The sequence below is a fragment of the Methanimicrococcus hacksteinii genome (genome assembly GCF_032714515.1).
Taxonomy (GTDB): Archaea; Halobacteriota; Methanosarcinia; order Methanosarcinales; family Methanosarcinaceae; genus Methanimicrococcus; species Methanimicrococcus hacksteinii.
Genome location: NZ_JAWDKC010000025.1, coordinates 50,008 through 68,708, shown reverse-complemented (window position 1 = coordinate 68,708; position 18,701 = coordinate 50,008). Strand labels below are relative to the sequence as shown.

Here is an 18,701-nt window from a genome sequence, read left to right as displayed (position 1 = left end):
AAAAGGGAGTTCGGGTTTTTGAAAATTGAAGAAAAACGATGTTTCGGGTTTTTCCGAAAATGGATCGAAAAATGGAGACTGACCTCCAAATCCATTTTACTTCATTCACTTTAAATTTTTTAAATTTACGGCCCAATATTCTCCGGCGTTGCTAATCCAAACAACAGTGCCGGCGATGATAATAAATGATGCTTCCATATCATTAATTTTGACAGTGTATTTTCCGTTTTTCAGTTTGCTTGAATTCGCAATGTCAAATTCATGAACTGAAATCAACATTGGAAGCGGTATCGGCTCTTTATAATCTAATTTTCTTTCGGGAACTGAAATTGTATACGTGTTGTTTTCATCAAACGATTTTGAAGTCGTGGCATTGGCAGTGTCTATGGTGTACACCATTTCAACGCCTGTTCCCGCTTGAGCATACGCTTTAATCTGTTTTTTCTCGGACTTGATTTTTATGCCTTGGATATAAGCCGGCGTGAATGTGTACAATTTTTCATCCTCAAAAGCAAATGTGCCGACAACCGTTCCGTTTTTGAGTGTGATGTTGTACATTTGCCTGTCTTTAAACACACTTCTATCGCCGACTTCAACAGTGACGAATCCATATTTACGTTCGGGAACATCATCCGAAATTTCTTTTTGAATCGCCGGGAGGTTTACTTGAATGCTGTCATCCGATATTGTATAAGTGACATTATTCTGATCGATTTCGTAATTCTCGTAAATCATGTAACCTAAATTAAATCTGAAATTGTTTTCGTCACAAGTCATACCGGCGCTGACATTTGTATAAGGATCCGTATTTATTTCAGAATCCGTATTTGTATTTTCATTCGGTTCATTCATGCAGCCGCAAATGAAAACAAAAAGAATCAAAAGAACAAATGAAATAAAAAGAAATTTTAAAAATTTTAATTTTTTCATATAATATGCTATGAAAAGCCAATAGATATTTTTTGTTCTCATTCAAAAATTCTTAAAAACTCAAAAAACTTCAAAAATCTCAAAAAACTTTAGAATCTCAGAAATCTCAAAAAACTTCAGAAATCTCAGAAATTTCAAAAAACTTCAGAAATCTCAGAAATTTCAAAAAACTTTTGAATCTCAAAAATTTCAAAAATCTCAGAAATCTCAAAAATCAGCAGAGACATCCAAAAAGACGGATGATTTTCAGAATAAATAATCAATTTCACTTTCCCTCATTTCAATTTTATTTAACGGAGAGTTAATATTCAAAAATCTCATTATTACACCTCACTTGTTAATTTGTGTTTATTTTTGTATTTATTTTTGTGTTTTTTAAATTTTAAAATCATTTTGCAAACGGGGTATATGAAATGAGCTGGACGACACCGAAACCTGAATTTAATGCTGAAAAGCCGCTTTACATTTGTGTTTTATCGAATACGAAAACCTCTCAGATTCCCGGCCTCTCAGCTGCCGGAAAAACGGCGGAACTGACCGTTTACACGCCCGCCGGCGACAGCGAATTAATGCAAACGGGAAACATCATCAGCGTTCCCGTCATGCCCATGACGCCGCCCTTGGACACGCCGACGCCTGCCGTCATCACGCGTTCGGCGCTCAATTTAACCAAAGTTCCTTTCGTTTTCGTTAACGCCGGCCTCATGATTCTGCCCGACGATTCCATTCCGATGTACCAGACAGATGCCGCTGTCGGCGAAGACATCACAACAGGCATTGCCGTTCACGACCCGAAAATGATTTTTGAAAACGCCCGGAAAATCGGCCGCGAACTCGCGCCGACCACTGATCATCCGATCATCGGCGAAAGCACGCCCGGCGGCACAACGACTGCGATGGGCGTTTTAATCGCTCTCGGCTACAACGCCCGCGTGAGCAGCAGCGCCGACATCAATCCCGTCGAGCTGAAATGTCAAGTCGTCAGCGACGCGATGAAAAAGAACAACATCATTGTCGGAAGCCTCAGAGACGATCCGCTCAGAGCCGTCGAACTCCTCGGCGACCCCATGATGCCGGCCGTCGCGGGCCTGATTGCCGGATTTAAAGAGTACGACCCCGAGATGAACATCATCATGGCCGGCGGAACGCAAATGGCCGCCGTTTACGCCGTTGCAAAACACATGGGCGTCAATCTTTCAAATGTCGATTTGGCGACCACCCGATACGTGATGGAAGATGAAACCGCCAACTTCGGCGACCTTTCCAAAGAACTCGGCTTTAAAGCTTACATTTCCGATCCCGGTTTCGGGAAATCCAGACTTCCCGGCATTCAAAGATACGATACAGGAACGATTAAAGAAGGTGCCGGCGCCGGCGGTTCCATGTATCTTGCCAATCTGATGGGCTTTTCGGATGCCGAATTCAGAGAAGAAGTGGAAAATGTGTGTGAAATTTTAAAAGCGGGGAAGGTTTGATTCCTTCCTTTTCATTTTCATCCTTTCATTTTCATCTTTTAATTTCATCTGTTTTTTTAACAGCAATTATTCCGTTTGCTGCTGTTTTCATATCATTTGCACCGCTGGTGTTTTGCCGTTTGCATCTGCATCTTTTTTTAGCAGCCGCTCGCTTCCGCGAGCGTGGGCACAGATTACCTTACTGTTATCCGTTTGCTGCTGTCTGCAGTTGTAATTAATACAGTTGCAGACTTGCCGGCCTGCTTCCTGCTGCCTGCTGCGGCCGCTCGGCAGCGCAGCAGCGCTCGCCGCGCGCGAGCTGCTCCGTTTTTCAAAAACATACATAAATTCCATCCCCGTTTTTTAAAAATTCAACAAAACCCATTCCGTTTTTGGCATATGATAAATATTTAAACCCCTTTTTCTTTTGAGATATCAAATGTTATGGATCCTTTTTGCCGGGAAGGGAAAAACTTTCACGGTCATGGTCATCGCTGACAAAAAACGGGAGCCCTTGTGGGTCGGAGAGCTGGAGCTGAAACAAAACACAGCCGGCTTTCGTCCGCACAAAATCCGGGTTTTGAAGAGAAACGGAAAAACGCTCGCCGATGAAGAATATGTCCCGACAAAGGATTTTATCGAAACCTTGAAAAAAGCAAATCGTGTCATGGTTTCAAGAGAAACGTCACCGAAAAACCGGCAGGAGCTTGAGGACATGCTCGGCGCATATCAGCTCAAATTTGACACGGTCGACATCTGCCGCCATTGTCTGCTTCAAAAACGTTTTAATTTTTTGAACAAATCATCCGTCAAATACGGAAAAGAACTTATTTGCCCCGACTGCGCGAAAGACGAGCTGAAAAAAGCGCTCAGAAATTCCAAACAGCATATGGGCGATTCCACAATGGATTTTTTTGACCGCGTTTTGGACCGAACGCGCGATTTTGACAAAACGCTTTCCATGCTCAACGCCGACCGGCTGGACGCGTCGACGACAAAATACGATACGGTCGTTTCATCGAAAGACGAGAAGCGAATGCCGATTAAGGCGCTTCCGATTCATAAACGGCTGAAAGATCTTCTTCTCAAAAAATCAAAAGATCTCATGCCGGTTCAATCGCTGGCCGTCGAATCCGGACTTCTGGAACACAAAAATTTAATGATTGTCTCCGCCACCGCGACCGGCAAAACATTAATCGGCGAAATCGCGGGCGTTGAGAACGTGCTTTCCAAAAAAGGAAAAATGCTTTACCTCGTGCCGCTGGTTGCGCTTGCCAACCAGAAATACGATCAATTCACAACACGCTACAACGAAATCGGCCTCAAAACATCCATTCGAATCGGCGCCGAGATGATTAAAACGAAAGAGACGACGTTTATGAAAAAAACGCTGGACTCGGACATCATTGTCGGCACTTACGAAGGCATCGACCATCTGCTGCGCCTCGGAAACGCGGACGCGCTCGGACAGGTCGGAACGGTTGTGATTGACGAAGTGCACATGCTCACCGATGCCGAACGCGGACACCGGCTGGACGGCCTGATTGCGCGGCTGCGCTACACGGTCCCGGACGCGCAGTTCATTTATTTGTCGGCAACGGTCGGCAATCCGAATTATTTTGCCGAGAAGCTCGGGGCGAATCTTGTCGTTTACGAGCATCGGCCGGTTCCGATTGACAGGCATCTGCTTTTCGTTCAGGAGCATGAAAAGAACCGGCTGATGACGCAGCTGGTCCAAGATGAATGGAATATGAAATCATCCAAAGGACATCGCGGACAAACGATTATTTTTACCAATTCGCGTGCGAACTGCCAAAGCATTTCAAACGCGCTTCCGATGCCGTCGGCTTATTATCACGCGGGTCTGAATCAGCGCGAGCGAAAAATTGTGGAAACAAAGTTCGGCAAAGGCGAGATTCCGGTTGTCGTGACGACGGCCGCGCTTGCGGCGGGCGTTGATTTTCCCGCGTCGCAGGTTATTTTTGAATCGCTTGCGATGGGCATTGACTGGCTGACGGTCCAAGACTTTTTGCAGATGAGCGGCCGCGCCGGGCGTCCGGACTTCCATGACCGCGGTATTGTCGTTTTAATGGCGGTTCCCGGGAAAACATATTCGTCGGGATCAAAAGAGACGGAAGAAGACGTCGCGGTCGGTCTTTTGAAAGGAACGCTTTCGGAAGATGATTTTGATTATAATGAAGAAAATCAATTGGAAGAGCTGCTGGCATCAGTTTCGGTCACATCTTCCAAATCAGATTTGCTGAAAATTCTGTCAACGATGTTCGGTTCGATTAATGAAAACATCATGCTTCTCAAACTTCAGAAATACAAATTTATCGAACTGAAAGGGCAGACGGTCACGCAGACGGAACTCGGACAAATCGCGTCGGCACATTTCCTTTCGGTTTCAAAAACATTCATGATTGTGGATTCGATCAAAGCGAATATTTCGGCGCTTCGCATCATTACGAATCTGGAATTTTTCACGGGCGCGACGTTCAAATATGCCGAACAGATTTCAAAAGATCTGCGAATGAACCTGCCGTCGCGTGTTTTCCAGGGCGCGTTCTTGGACATCATTTTTGACGGCGCCGTTTTAAAAGAGGTCAGCCCCAAATACCAGAAAATGCTGCTCAATTTCGCCGGCGACATGTTTGTCTGTTCCTGCAAAGAATCTCCGTACTGCGGCTGTGCCGAGCGGAAATTTTCCGAAAAGATTTTACTGCTCCGCATGAAAGGATTGGAGCCGATTGCAATTATCCGCGAACTGGAAAGCGAATACGGCATCACGGCTTATGTCGGCGATGTTTTTTCATATTTGGAAGACGCGGTTCGTAATTTGGAAGCGGTTGAGCTGATTGCGAAAACGATGAAAAAAGACGGGTTGGCAAAAGAAGCGAAAGAACTTCGGGCAAAAATCCGCGGCTGAAACATAAAAATTGTTTTTTTGTGTTTACTGTTTCATATTATTCTGCGGCGTGTGATGTCGGCTGTTCAGGGCGTGGGCAGCATGTAATGTCGGCTGTTCGGAGTGCGGGCAGCGTGTAATGTCGGCTGTTCGGAGTGCGGGCAGCGTGTAATGTCGGCTGTTCGGAGTGCGGGCAGCGTGTAATGTCGGCTGTTCGGAGTGCGGGCAGCATGTAATGTCGGCTGTTCGGAATGCGGGCAGCATGTAATGTCGGCTGTTCGGAGTGCAGGCAGCGTATAATGCTGGTTGTTTGGAGTGCGGGCAGCATGTAATGTCGGCTGTTCGGAATGCGGGCAGTGTATAATGTGGTTGTTCGGAGTGCGGGCAGCGTATAATGTTGGCTGTTCGGAGTGCGGGCAGCATGTAATGTCGGCTGTTCGGAATGCGGGCAGCATGTAATGTCGGCTGTTCGGAGTGCGGGCAGCGTGTAATGTCGGCTGTTCGGAGTGCAGGTTGGGCTTTCCATTTGCATCATCTTATTTTCATCACATCCGCTCAACACAGCGAGCAGATGTGATAAATGAGATGACATATAATGGAATAATATGCAGCAAACACATGTAGGAAACATAACTTGTCGGAAATGAACGGCAGATACAAAAATATTATTTATATTTAGCTGAAAATTCATGGAATGAATCTCCAACTCTTCCTTTCATTCGTAATTGTGAAATTTTTTGTTGAAAGTTGCGGTTTTATTTTTTCTGTATATAATGGGTGATTAAATGGCAAAATTCAAATTGAATTATATTTTTAGAAATTGGTCTGTTTTTGAAATAACCTGGCTCATTGTATTTTTCATAATTGGAATTATTTTAAGTGTTGTTTGGGAAAGCGATTTAATATCTACTATTGCATTCATTACAGGCATTTTTTGTGTCGTTTTGGTTGCAAAAGGCAGTATATGGAATTACGCATTTGGTTTAATTAACTGCATTGCATACGCTTATGTCGCTTTTTGTTCTTTATTATATGGCGAAGTAATACTCAATTTATTGTATTACCTCCCGATGCAATTTATCGGCATTTATTTATGGACACGAAACTCAACAAATGATAAACGTGTTCGGATGAAAGAATTAACACGCTCAAAACAAATCGGATTATTCATAATAACAATCATTTGTATTGTGCTATTTCAGCAACTTTTAATAATGTTAGGAAGCACATATACCGGGCTTGACAGCATAACAACCGTTGTTTCTGTTGTTGCACAAATCTTACTGGCACTCCGCTATAAAGAACAATGGTTATTATGGATTATTGTTAATATTATTTCTATTATCATGTGGACACTTGCCGGAAATCCGATTATGGTTTTAATGTGGACAGCATACCTGATTAATGCGGCATACGGATATTATAACTGGAACAAAGGAGCAAAATTAAATGTATGACGTCGGATTGTTTGTGGGGAAGTTTTCACCGCCGCATATCGGTCACATAAATGCAATTTTGAATGCAGGAACATTATGTAAAAAATTATATGTTGTTGTTTCTCATCATGAAAAACTTGAGTCTGCAATGTATGAAAATACGGGGTTTGCTGTGCCGACGCTTCAGCAAAAAATTAAATGGCTGAGCAAAGAATTGGATGAACTTCAACATATTTCTGTAATCGGACTTGATGAAAGCCACGTTCCGGAATATCCTGATGGCTGGGAAGAATGGAGTTATTTATTAAACGATGTTATTCCGGAAACATTTGATGTTATTTTTGGAGGCGAGCCGCAATACGCATCGGAAGGATATACAAAATATTTCCCTGATGTTAAATATGAATTGTATGATACAGAAAGAAAAGAATATCCTATCCGTGCAACTGAAATTCGCAATAATCCTTATAATAGCTGGGATTTTATTATTCCGTCTGCAAGAGAACATTTTGTAAAACGTATCTTATTAACGGGAACTGAAAGCTGCGGTAAATCTACGATGACAAAAATGTTATCTCTATTGTACAATACAAGTTATGTTCAAGAAGAAGGCAGATACTATTCCCGGAGATATTTGGGCGGAAATGACGCCGCATTTGAACCGTCAGATTTCATAAGTATCGGGATGGAACAGATTCTTGCAGAAAAAAAGGGAATTGAGACGGCAAATAAATTATTGTTTATTGATACAGATTCCATTGTTACGGAATTTTACAGTAAAATGTATACCGGCGAAATAAAACAAGAATTAATTCATTTTCGCCATTTGTCCGATTATGATTTAATTTTATATTTTGAACCTGATGTTGAATGGATTGCGGACGGATACAGATTTAATGATTGCGATGATACACGAATGCAATTGGATATGCAATTGCAAAAATAGTATGAAACGGATATAAACTATGATAAAAGCAAATTTGTCATTATTTCGGGAAATTACAACCAAAGACTCAAAAAATGCATTTCTTCTATTGATAAATTAAAACAAGAAATAAATTTTATATAAATATAAATTAAGGAACAATAACATGAAAACAGATCGTTTTGTTATTACAGTCATCGGTGTTGACACGGTCGGCATTGTCGCCGGTGTCACACGCGTCATGTCCGATTTCGGCGTCAACATTATCGACATCCGTCAAACGCTTATGGAAGACATTTTTACGATGCTCATGATCGGCGAAGTCAAAAGCGAAAACTTTGTTTTAAAAGATTTTCAGGAAAAAATGACCGAAGTCGGACAAGAGCTCAAAGTCGAAATCCGTGTCCAGCACGAAGATGTTTTCAGATACATGCACCGCATTTGATTACTGTTTCGAAAGTTTCAGGAGAATAAATTCATGTATTTGACGTCTGAAGAAATTTTGGAAACCATTGAAATGGTCCGGATGGAAAATTTGGATATCCGCACCGTGACGATGGGAATCAGTTTAAGAGACTGTTCTAATCCCGATATTGATGTTTTTAATCAAAATATTTATGAAAAAATCATCGGAAAAGCCGAAAATTTGGTCGGCACGGCCGAAGCGGTGGAAGATCTTTACGGCATTCCGATTATCAACAAACGCATCTCTGTAACGCCGGTTGCAATCGCGGCCGAAGCCTGCACGAGTCCGGATTTTGTGTCTGTTGCGAAAACGCTGGATAAAGCGGCCAAAGAAGTCGGCGTCAATTTTATCGGCGGTTTCAGTGCTTTGGTTCAAAAAGGCATGACAAACGGTGACCGGCGCTTGATTGAATCCATCCCGAGAGCGCTTGCAGAAACCGAACGCGTCTGTTCTTCCGTGAATGTGGCAAGTTCGAAGGCCGGCATCAACATGGACGCCGTTGCGCTGATGGGAAACGTAATCAAAGAAGCGGCAAAGCTGACGGCGGATGCGGACAGCATCGGCTGCGCCAAGCTGGTCGTCTTTGCCAACGCGCCCGATGACAATCCGTTTATGGCCGGCGCTTTTCACGGTGTCGGTGAAGCGGAATGCGTGATCAACGCAGGCGTCAGCGGTCCGGGCGTTGTGAATTCGGCGCTTCGAAAACTTAAAAATCCGTCTTTCGGGGAAATTTCTGAAGAAATCAAGAAAACCGCCTTTAAAATCACCCGGATGGGGGAAATGGCGGCGCGTGAGGTTTCTCAAAGACTGAATGTCGAGTTCGGCGTTGTTGACATTTCTTTAGCGCCCACGCCGGCCGTCGGTGACAGTGTTGCGGAAATCTTGGAAGCAATGGGTCTGGAACGCTGCGGAACGCACGGAACGACTGCTGCTTTGGCGCTTTTGAACGACGCCGTTAAAAAAGGCGGTGCAATGGCTTCCTCATCTGTCGGCGGCCTCAGCGGGGCTTTTATTCCGGTCAGCGAAGATGCGGGCATGATCCGCGCGGTTGAGGACGGCGCTTTATCGCTTGAAAAATTGGAAGCGATGACCTGCGTCTGTTCTGTCGGCCTGGATATGATTGCCGTTCCCGGCGACACCTCCGCGTCAACGATCTCAGCGATTATTGCCGATGAAATGGCAATCGGCGTCATTAACAAGAAAACAACAGCCGTTCGCCTGATTCCGGCCGTCGGCAAAAAAGTCGGCGATTCCGTTGAATTCGGCGGCCTTTTGGGCGCGGCGCCCGTTATGAATGTGTCCGATTTCAGTTCGGAAGAATTCATAAAACGCGGCGGCAGAATTCCCGCACCGATTCAATCCTTGACAAATTGATTTCAATAAATTGAGTTCAACAAATCGATTTCAACAAATCGATTTCAATATTTCAATTTTTAACGGATTCGGATTGAATTAAATTTATTGGACTCGGATTCTCAAAGTCTGGTTCTCAAATCCGTTTTTCAAAATCTGATTCTCAAAAGTTTAATTTTCAAAATTTAAATTTAATTTTTAAAATCTGATTCTTCAATTTTTTCCATTTTTAAAATTAAAGAGCTGACGCTGTTTATATTGTTGTTAAAAAAATTAGAATTGATTAAATCAGCGCTTATTGCAATTAATAAACGGCCTGAACCATTATTTTTTGAATAACTTGTTTAAGTTTATTCAAAAAATTGTTCAGGTCTGAAGTGTTGTGTTCGTTTGCATTAAAATCAAAAATAAGATAAAGAAAGAATTAAGAAATTTTCTTTAATTCTTCGATGTTTCTTAAAATCATTTTTCTTTCTTCAAGGATGTTTTCCTCGATCTTTTCAATGATTTTGTCCATCGGAACGGTCAGCTTGTAATATTTTACAGGTCTTCCTTTACCGTTGTCTCTTTTTTCTTCTCTGACTTCAATCCAGTTGTTATTTTTGAGATAGCGCATTGCGATGCTGACTTCGGGCTGTCTGAGGCCGGATGACATTTCAATTGAATGGGATGTCAATTCTCTTCCGTCAGATAAACATGCTAATGTTTTTGCAACCGGGCGGCTGATATCTAATTTTCTCAGCAGCTCAACCATCTCAGAATCTTTGCCAGTATATTGTTCACTCATTGTAGTTCCTCATTTTTGCTCATTTCGTTTTTTAGTCGTTTTTAACGTTTTTGATGGATAATTATTTGAAAATGATTATCGGATTTTTAATATTAATTTTAATATTAAATATTAATATCCATAAACAATTCCATTCATATTTATAATTATCGCATTATATTACTTATGTCTCTTATTTATATCTGTTTATTATCTCTACTCAATAATCTAATTCCAACAGTGGGAAATATGTTTGCGGAAATACATGAAATCATTCGGTGCAGTCTGTTTTTAAAATTATACTGCACTTAAATTTATTCATTCCCTGTATTTTTTATATATTTCAAGCATGCATAAACTAATTAATTATATTTTAAATTAATTGATATTAGTCTAAAATATATTTCAAAGTTTATAACTCTAAAGTTTCCCGGAATTATGAAATACCTTTCGAAAAATTTCAGAATTCAAGTTGAATGTTAAACGGTCAAAACAGTCAATTTAGTTATTTGTTTTATTTATTTAAATATTTTTTTATTTAGGAATTTTAACTATTAATTTAAAAAGTATTTATTCATTATAAATCCGAAAATTTTTAAGTTTGAATAATTTTTTAAAAATATTCCACGAAATTCTAAACGAAATCAAAATGAAATCAAAAATAAGGAATCAACGGCTAAAATTATGAAAATTAAGGAATCAAAATGAAATAAAATTATGAAATGAAACCCCAAAATAAAAAATGAATAATCAGATGCCGGAGCTCGAATAACTGTAAATAAAAGAAAGGATGATCGAAAACAAAAGAAAGATGGCCGAAAACAAATAAAAGAATGACTGAAAACAAAAGAAAGAATAATTTAATCGTAAAAATTACAGAAAAAAGACTTAAAGAATTTTAATGCTATTAAAATGAAAAATGGGCCCGCTGCGATTCGAACGCAGGACCTTACGGTTATCAGCCGTACGCTCCACCAGGCTAAGCTACGGGCCCAATTTGGTTTTTGTTGAATGCTCGTGAGACAACAACCCTCTAATATCTATTGTGATATTTAAAGATTTTGCTTTCTCCCGTTTCCTTTCTTTTTCGACAGTCAGAATCACTTCATGCAAATCGACAATTATTTATAGAAATTATTCCTTGTGTTAATCCGCAGTGCCGATAGCAATTCTAACTGAATTTAAGCGGCGGCGGCATTAATGTTGATTTAATATTATTATTGATTCAATGTTAATTTTTAAAATCTTTATCTGCCAATCCGGTTTCGGGCTGGTAGATCAGCGGAAGATCGCTACCTTGGCATGGTAGAGGCCTCGGGTTCAATTCCCGATCAGTCCATAAGCGGCAGAGTAAAGATTAGTGTGAAAACAACATTGCGAACCTTTGGGGAACACATAATTCGTGTTTCCCTTTTTTTTGGTTTGTTTCCGCCTTCCCTTTTTTGATCTATTCTAATTCACTGTTGTTATCACTGTTGTTGATGTTCGTTTTTCATTTAATTTCTTAAGAATTCAAATGCTGTAAACAAATTTTCGTTTTTAATTGAAAAATCAGATTCAAATGCCTCAAACAAATTTTTGTTTTTAATTGAAAAACCAGATTTAAATGCCTCAAACAACAGCTGTTAACAGCTGTTTGCTTAACCGTTAACGAAGTTATTATATATTTGAGCACGTTTTTTAATACAATTTGATGAATTTAAAATACAATCTGATGAATTTAAAATTCAGCGAATAATTTATAATCTATTTTACTGTTATGTATCATATAAAAACTCATTTCGGAAATGAGTGCAGAATGCGGTCAGGCTTTCCGTATTATATGATTCTGACTTTTAGTTTGGTTAATTTATGAGAGTGATTTAATTATGCAAAAAAAAGTAATGGTTGTTGATGATGAAGATTTGCTCCGCGATCTCCTGGTTCAGATTATTCAGAATTCCGGATACCTTGTCGAACAGGCAAAAGACGGCGAAAAAGCAGTCGAGCTTTACAAGAAATTCAATCCGGATATTGTGATTATGGATATCGTGATGCCGAACACAGACGGTATTCAGGCAACAGAGAAAATTTTGAAATATGACTCAGACGCCGTTATTGTTGCTTTAACCTCTTTCTCTTCCACAAAAGGCGACGACATCTTAAAAGCAGGCGTCAAAGAAGTTATCGGAAAACCCGTTAAAAGCGCCGATTTGGTCGAAGTGATCAAAAAGCATATCGGATAATTTCATTTATTTTCCGATTTTAAAAACTTTTATTTTATTCCAAATTTTTATTTCATTTATTTCAAATTTTTATTTTAAATCTCAACAGGCGGCCGAATTAATTTTCGGCGCCGAAAATCATTTTTCATTCATTTTCATTATTTTTTTGCATTGTTTTCTATTATTTTTCATTATTTTCAATTTTTTTATTATCCTTTTTTTTCATTATTTTCAGATTTTTCATCGTTTTCTTTTTTCATTGTTTCCTTTTTTTCATTATTTTCAGATTTTTCATTATTTTCGATTTTTCATTGTCTTCGATTTTTCACTGTTTTCGATTTTTCATTCTTTTTGATTTTTCATTCTTTTTGATTTTTCATTATTTCCCGTTTTTTCATTTTTTCTGTTCGCTTTTTCTTTTTTATATTCTTATTTCCCTGCCTGTTGTCGTTTTTTTGTTTTTCCGGTCTGTTCCGTTTATATAGGGGCGTTTCAAAAAAATATAAATAACAAAGTTTTCCATTACAACATTCAAAAATTAAATTTGTCCGAATAATTCGCTTTATTTGAATTTTCAGGGACCGTCAGCCGAATCAATGAAATCGGTGATTTCTGCGGCTTATCAATTTTATTATTTCCCGGAGCTTTAAATGTATCTGATCATCACGGAAAAAGAAACCGCTGCAAAACGTATTGCTGCTATTCTTTCGGAAAATAAAGTCAAAAAAGTCCGTTACCCGAAACTGGGCATCGAGACGTACGAGTTTACTTATAAAGACATGGAAACGGTCGTTATGGGTCTCAGCGGCCATGTTGTCGGCATTGATTTCCCGAATGAATATAACAATTGGCAGAAAAACTCGGCCAGAGATTTGATTGACGCCGACATTATTCCGATTACAACCAACAAAAAAATCGTGACGGCTTTAAAAGTTCTCGGCAAAAAAGCCGATCTTGTCACAATCGCGACTGACTACGACCGTGAAGGAGAATTAATCGGCGTTGAGGCGCTGACTTTGGTTCAGTCCGTCAATCCCGACGTTAAATACAACCGCGCGCTTTACAGTGCGATTACGCCCAAAGACATCACGCACGCGTTTGATAATTTGACAACCGTGAATTTCAATTTGGCTGATGCCGGCCACGCCCGCGAAGTCATTGACCTGGTTTGGGGCGCCGCTCTGACGCGCTACATTTCTCTCTGCGCCGGCCGCCTCGGAAAACTTTTCTTATCCGTCGGCCGCGTTCAGTCCCCGACGCTGGCATTAATCGTCGAGCGCGAAAAAGAGCGCGAAGCATTCGTTCCCGTCGCGTACTGGGAAATTGAAACAACGCTTGAAACCAAAACGCAGGAATCTTTTATCGCCGAATACCATACCAACCGTATTTACGAAAAAGAAGTCGCAGATCGCGTTTATCCGAAAATTATTGTCGGCGGCGACGCCAAAATCAAATCCGTGGAATCCAAAACACGCAAAGAAAAACCGCCGATTCCGTTTAACACAACCGAATTTTATGTGGCGGCCAACGCCGTCGGCATTTCCGTCAACAACGCCAAACGTATGTATCAGACGCTTTACGAAGCCGGCTACTTGTCTTATCCGAGAACGGACAGCACCATTTATCCCGAAAGTCTGGAGCTGCGTACGCTGATTGAAATGTTTGTCGGCACCGAGTTTGACGAATATGCGAAAGCATTGCTTAAAATCGCCGACAAAGACGGCTTAAAGCCCACGCAGGGCAAAAAAGAAGATCCGGCCCACCCGCCGATTCACCCGGTCGCTCCCGCCAAACGGTCCGACATGAAAGAGGACGAGTGGAAAATTTACGAGCTGGTCGTCCGCCGCTTCTTCGCGACATTTGCGGGCGAAGCCGAATGGGATACCATGAGAGTTGAAATTGATATCAGCGACGAAGATTTCAAAAGCAACGGCTCGAGCTTAACGGACGAAGGCTGGCGCTGGTATTATCCTTACAACAAACCGGAAGATCGCGTTTTGCCGCATCTGGAAGAAGGCGATGTTTTAAAAATCACAAACAAAGAATTATTTGATAAAGAAACGCAGCCGCCGAGCCGTTACGGTCAGGGCCGTCTGATTCGTCTGATGGATGACATGGGCATCGGCACAAAAGCGACGCGCGCCGATATTATCAACAAATTGGTTTCACGCTATTATGTCCACGGCAATCCGCTTCAGCCGACAAATGTGGCTTATTCGGTTATCGACACGCTTGAAGAATACGCGCCGACGATTGTTAAGCCGGACATGACCAAGCAGCTGGAAACGGATATGGATAAGATTTCCGAAGGTGAAATTTCCGAAGCGGATGTTTTAAAAGAATCCCGTGAAATGCTGAACAATGTTTTTGACGACCTGGAAAAGAATCACGAAGACATCGGCCGTTCTCTTCAGTCCGGCCTTCGGGAAGACAGAGTTGTCGGAAAATGTCAGCGCTGCGGCTCGGATTTAACAATCCGGAAATCCAAAAAAGGCGCGCGCTTCATCGGCTGCAACGGCTACCCCGACTGCGACTTTTCATTGCCCGTTCCGCGTACCGGACAAGTCGTTGTCACGGACAAAATGTGCGACGAACACCAGATGTACAAGATTAAAATCATCACGGAAGGCAAACGTCCGTGGGAACTCGGCTGCCCGCAGTGCAATTTCATCGAATGGCAGAAAAAGCTTGAGGAAGACGAGAAAAACGGCATTGTCGCCGAAACGTCCGCCGAGCGCGCCAAACGCATCCGAAAAGAAAAAGCCGCCGCAAAAGCCGAAAGAGAAGCAAAAGCCGCCAACCCTGAAGAACTTTCAGACATCAAAGGGCTCGGAACGGCATCTCTGCAAAAGCTCAACGACGCCGGCATTTTAACGCTTTCAGATTTGACTGCCGCCGATTCTGCAAAACTTTCAAAAGAAACCGGCATCAGTTCGAAAAATATTGAAAAATGGAAAGAAGTTTTGTAATTTTTTCTTTTTTTCATCTTTTCATTTCTTTTTCATAATTTTTTCATAATTTTTTCATAATTTTTTTCATTGAACCTTTTTTCATAATTTAATTCACAAACCGGGATTGGGTTTTGATTTGTTTTTAAATGTGTGCGGCTCGCGCGCGGGCGGCAGTGATGCAAACAGTGACGGCAGCAGACGGCGGTGGCAGCTGCAGTCGGCGGGAGCAGCAGTCGGCGGTGGCAGCAGTCGGCGGTGGCAGCAGTCGGCGGGAGCAGCAGTCGGCGGGAGCAGCAGTTGGTGGGGGCAGTCGGCGGTGGCAGCAGTAGTCGGCGGGGGCAGCAGTCGGCGGGAGCAGCAGTCGGCGGGAGCAGCAGTCGGCAGGAGCAGCAGTCGGCAGGAGCAGCAGTCGGCGGGAGCAGCAGTCGGCGGGAGCAGCAGTCGGCGGGAGCAGCATTTCCGTATGCATCATCTCATTTTTAGCACATCCGCTCGCTACGCGAGCGTGGGCACAGATTACCTTACCGTTTCCGTTTTCCGCTGCTACCTTACCGTTTCCGTTTACCGTTGCCATCTGCTGATTGCAAATACAGTTGCAGACTTGTCGGCCTGTCTGCGGCCATTGCTGCTGTTGCCGCCGCCGCTGCTACTGCTGTCGCTGCCGCTGTCCGCGCGCGAGCGGAACATTTTTTAAATTTTTTAAAAATCGTGCCGGGAATCAAAAAGAGATTCAAAAACGCAGGTTGAATATTTAAATATAAATAGAATGGGTGCTACTTCATTATTGTTTAATGGCGAATAAATTCATTTCAATTTATTTTGTCATTTTTATCGTTGTTTCATGTTTCATTTATTTTATTTGTGATTATTTTATCCGGGACTGAATAAAAAATGGATACGCTTGTCATTTGTATTGATCGGGACAATGATCTCGGCGAAAAAGCGAAAGTGATAACGCCGGTTGTCGGGCGCGGTGCAAATATTGCGGCGGCCGTCAGTTTGGCGACGGTTGATCCGGAAGATTCGGACACCAACACGATTTTCGGCGGCATCCGTATTTTGGATGAGCTGCGCAGTCTCGGCGTTGACGCCGAAATTGTTTCTTTTGCGGGCGACAAGAATGTCGGCACCATTTCGGATAAAAAAATTGCCGACCAGCTGGACGATTTTTTGGAAAAACAGGATGTCAAAAGCGCGATTTTCGTATCCGACGGCGTTGAAGACGAATCTTTAATTCCTTTGGTCCAGTCCCGTGTCAAAGTGGATTCTGTTCAAAGAATTATCGTCATGCAGAGCGAGAATTTGGAAAGCACGTACTACATGATTAAGAATTTCCTGAAAGATCCGAAATTCCTTCAGACATTTTTTGTCCCGATCGGCTTGGCGCTGATTATTTACGCGCTTGCGATGGCGACCAGCAACCCGCAATGGGCCATTATCGGCACGTTTTTGGTGGTCGGCGGCTATATGATTCTGCGCGCTTATTCGCTGAACGACAGATTCCTTCTCAGCTGGCGCGAACTCAAAAAATCATTCCATGCGCATCAGCTTTCGTTCGTCACAACGATTGCGGCGATTTTGCTTTTGATTATCGGAACGATTATCGGCGCGGTCAGCGTCTGGAATATTTCCAATTTCAGTGAAGTCAGTTATTACGGATTTCTCCCGCTCGTTTCGCTTTTTATTAAAAAAGCCGTTCTTTGGTATGCCGGCGCCATCTTTGTTTATTTGCTCGGAAAAATCTTTGACCGGATTTATGCCAAAGAAGATTATCAGGGTTTAATTGTTGAAATGCTGTTCACGCTTTCGGGAACTTTGCTTTTCTGGAGCGCGGGAAGCTATGCTTTGTCGGTGACGATGCCCGAGACCGGATATTCTTTCCCCGTCGTTTATTTCATTTACAGCATCGTTTTAGCCGTTCTCATCGCGCTTGTCGGCATTTATTTCTCGGCGACTCAAAATAATAATTCGGAAGCGTCCGAAGATGAAAACGAAGAAACATCCAAGAGTTCAAAGAAAAAAGAAAAGCCGAAAACAGAAAAAACAATTACCGTCAAAGATGAAACCGATTTTGACGAAGAAGAAACAGAAGACGATGACAAAGAAGATGAAGAAATTCCTTCCGACCCCGTCAAAATTAAAATCGGAATCCGAGACAAAAATGATTAATTTCGGGGTTTCCGGTTCATTTTATTTTTTAAATTTTTCATTTTTGAACTTCTTCATTTTTGATTGAACTTCTTTCATTTTGGTTTTTTTTCATTTTGATTTTTTAAATTTTCATTTTTTGAAAAACTTGATTCGGCTCGGGTATTTCTGCTGAAGAAGATGAACAAACCGTTCTGCACATTCCAATTTTCTCTTTTTCATCGGGGTGACATCTGGGTCTTTGAAATCAAATCCGAGAAGCAGGATTTCGGCCGCGGAAAATTCTGCCGCTAAAAAAATGCAGCGGTCGCCGTCTGTAAAACCGCCGAAATTCAAAAGATTTTCAGGCGGCCGGCATTGGCATGTCGGAATGACGAATCCTTCTTTCATTTTTTCCGCGAACGCGGGATAATATTTTTCCAGTTTGTCCAAATTGTCGCCGTGCGCGTGAATCAAAAGCAAAGCGCCTTTGTCGGCGGCTTCGATTTCTTTAATCGCGTCGTTCGGATGTTTGCCGTCCAAATCGGTCACGATGATGTCGGGCACTTTTCCGTGTTTCAGCAAAACAGAAGCTGCGCCGTCAGCGGCAATATAAATCTCATTTCCGGCCGCGTTTTCTTTTTGGAAAGACAAATATTCGTCGTTTAAAGAAGGCGCGTTGCCGCAGACAACAATGTTTTTGCCGGCAATTTTATTTTTCAGCGTTTCAATTGATGTTTGAACGGCGGTTTTTTCATTTTTTAAAGTTTTTTCATTTTTTAAAAAATGATTCCCCGACTGAACGGCGGCATAAATATTTGAAAACCATTCCGCTGTTTTCATATCCGCGCCTTCCGAAAAGCCGAAACGGTTCAAAACAATCCGGTACAACGGTTCCCATTCATTGTAATTCATTTTTATGCCTTTTTTGAATTATTTTGGTTTATCTGTCAAATATCTGTTCGCTGTTTGTAATTAAATTTTTGTCGGCGAAATGATTTTGAATTTTATATACTTGTAAATACTTTATTATTCATTCGAATTTATATCTATATTAATTTTATAATTTTGTTATCTTACTTATTATCTTATGAATCATCTTACGAATCATCTTATGAATCATCTTATGAATCATCTTACGAATCATTAACTTATTATCTTACGAATCTTATGAAAACGGA

The 18,701-nt window shown here is 41.7% G+C and carries 16 protein-coding genes and 2 tRNA genes; 11 read left to right on the top strand and 7 right to left on the bottom strand.

Annotated features, from left to right (window positions below):
* Positions 1-105: 105 nt before the first annotated feature.
* Positions 106-852 carry a hypothetical protein gene (locus MmiAt1_RS07945; RefSeq protein WP_318786351.1) on the bottom strand — a complete coding sequence of 249 codons (747 nt, stop codon included), beginning with the start codon at positions 850-852 and terminating at the stop codon, positions 106-108.
* 491 nt (positions 853-1,343) lie between these two features.
* On the opposite strand from MmiAt1_RS07945, the gene cobT reads away from it, so the two are divergent.
* Positions 1,344-2,405 carry a nicotinate mononucleotide-dependent phosphoribosyltransferase CobT gene (gene cobT / locus MmiAt1_RS07940; RefSeq protein WP_318786350.1) on the top strand — a complete coding sequence of 354 codons (1,062 nt, stop codon included), beginning with the start codon at positions 1,344-1,346 and terminating at the stop codon, positions 2,403-2,405.
* Positions 2,406-2,492: 87 nt separating this feature from the next.
* Here cobT and MmiAt1_RS07935 read toward each other — a convergent pair whose 3' ends face one another.
* Positions 2,493-2,738, bottom strand: a complete 246-nt coding sequence (locus MmiAt1_RS07935; protein WP_318786349.1) for a hypothetical protein — start codon at positions 2,736-2,738, stop codon at positions 2,493-2,495.
* A gap of 85 nt (positions 2,739-2,823) precedes the next feature.
* Between MmiAt1_RS07935 and MmiAt1_RS07930 the strand changes: the two genes are divergently transcribed.
* The gene (locus MmiAt1_RS07930; RefSeq protein ID WP_318786348.1) at positions 2,824-5,313 is read left to right on the top strand and encodes a DUF5814 domain-containing protein; all 2,490 of its coding nucleotides are present in this window, start codon (positions 2,824-2,826) and stop codon (positions 5,311-5,313) included.
* Between the two features lie 37 nt (positions 5,314-5,350).
* Here the strand turns inward: MmiAt1_RS07930 and MmiAt1_RS07925 are convergent, their stop codons facing one another.
* Positions 5,351-5,818, bottom strand: a complete 468-nt coding sequence (locus MmiAt1_RS07925) for a hypothetical protein (protein WP_318786347.1) — start codon at positions 5,816-5,818, stop codon at positions 5,351-5,353.
* 259 nt (positions 5,819-6,077) lie between these two features.
* Between MmiAt1_RS07925 and pnuC the strand changes: the two genes are divergently transcribed.
* The 4 genes from pnuC (at position 6,078) to MmiAt1_RS07905 (ending at position 9,493) form a co-directional block, all read left to right on the top strand.
* Positions 6,078-6,749 (top strand): nicotinamide riboside transporter PnuC, encoded by a 672-nt coding sequence (gene pnuC, locus MmiAt1_RS07920; protein WP_318786346.1) that lies wholly within the window; start codon positions 6,078-6,080, stop codon positions 6,747-6,749.
* Positions 6,742-7,674, top strand: coding sequence for a multifunctional transcriptional regulator/nicotinamide-nucleotide adenylyltransferase/ribosylnicotinamide kinase NadR (gene nadR / locus MmiAt1_RS07915; protein WP_318786345.1), 933 nt, complete (start codon positions 6,742-6,744; stop codon positions 7,672-7,674). Before pnuC ends, nadR begins: the two co-directional genes overlap by 8 nt.
* 145 nt (positions 7,675-7,819) lie before the next feature.
* Entirely contained in the window at positions 7,820-8,098 is a 279-nt protein-coding gene (locus MmiAt1_RS07910; RefSeq protein ID WP_318786344.1) for an ACT domain-containing protein, read from the top strand.
* Between the two features lie 33 nt (positions 8,099-8,131).
* On the top strand, positions 8,132-9,493 hold the full coding sequence (locus tag MmiAt1_RS07905) for a PFL family protein (protein WP_318786343.1): 1,362 nt from the start codon (positions 8,132-8,134) through the stop codon (positions 9,491-9,493).
* A gap of 403 nt (positions 9,494-9,896) precedes the next feature.
* Here MmiAt1_RS07905 and MmiAt1_RS07900 read toward each other — a convergent pair whose 3' ends face one another.
* Together MmiAt1_RS07900 and MmiAt1_RS07895 are read right to left on the bottom strand one after the other, a co-directional pair.
* Entirely contained in the window at positions 9,897-10,259 is a 363-nt protein-coding gene (locus MmiAt1_RS07900; RefSeq protein WP_318786342.1) for an MreA family transcriptional regulator, read from the bottom strand.
* Positions 10,260-11,158: 899 nt separating this feature from the next.
* Positions 11,159-11,232 (bottom strand) — tRNA-Ile (locus MmiAt1_RS07895).
* 273 nt (positions 11,233-11,505) lie between these two features.
* Between MmiAt1_RS07895 and MmiAt1_RS07890 the strand changes: the two genes are divergently transcribed.
* From MmiAt1_RS07890 to MmiAt1_RS07880, 3 genes are all read left to right on the top strand, one after another.
* Positions 11,506-11,577, top strand: a tRNA-Ala gene (locus MmiAt1_RS07890).
* 529 nt (positions 11,578-12,106) lie between these two features.
* Positions 12,107-12,463: a response regulator gene (locus MmiAt1_RS07885; protein WP_318786341.1), complete on the top strand. Its 357-nt coding sequence runs from the start codon at positions 12,107-12,109 to the stop codon at positions 12,461-12,463.
* Between the two features lie 629 nt (positions 12,464-13,092).
* Positions 13,093-15,411: a DNA topoisomerase I gene (locus MmiAt1_RS07880; RefSeq protein WP_318786340.1), complete on the top strand. Its 2,319-nt coding sequence runs from the start codon at positions 13,093-13,095 to the stop codon at positions 15,409-15,411.
* A gap of 124 nt (positions 15,412-15,535) precedes the next feature.
* Here the strand turns inward: MmiAt1_RS07880 and MmiAt1_RS07875 are convergent, their stop codons facing one another.
* Positions 15,536-15,865, bottom strand: coding sequence for a hypothetical protein (locus MmiAt1_RS07875; RefSeq protein WP_318786339.1), 330 nt, complete (start codon positions 15,863-15,865; stop codon positions 15,536-15,538).
* Here MmiAt1_RS07875 and MmiAt1_RS07870 point away from each other — a divergent pair.
* Together MmiAt1_RS07870 and MmiAt1_RS07865 are read left to right on the top strand one after the other, a co-directional pair.
* Complete coding sequence (locus MmiAt1_RS07870) at positions 15,857-16,087, top strand: hypothetical protein (RefSeq protein ID WP_318786338.1); 231 nt, start codon at positions 15,857-15,859, stop codon at positions 16,085-16,087. The two genes, MmiAt1_RS07875 and MmiAt1_RS07870, sit on opposite strands and share 9 nt — an antisense overlap.
* A 197-nt stretch (positions 16,088-16,284) precedes the next feature.
* Entirely contained in the window at positions 16,285-17,562 is a 1,278-nt protein-coding gene (locus tag MmiAt1_RS07865) for a DUF373 family protein (RefSeq protein ID WP_318786337.1), read from the top strand.
* Positions 17,563-17,673: 111 nt separating this feature from the next.
* Here MmiAt1_RS07865 and MmiAt1_RS07860 read toward each other — a convergent pair whose 3' ends face one another.
* A complete protein-coding gene (locus MmiAt1_RS07860; RefSeq protein ID WP_318786336.1) occupies positions 17,674-18,435 on the bottom strand; it encodes a 6-hydroxymethylpterin diphosphokinase MptE-like protein in 762 nt (253 codons plus the stop codon).
* Positions 18,436-18,701 lie beyond the last annotated feature (266 nt).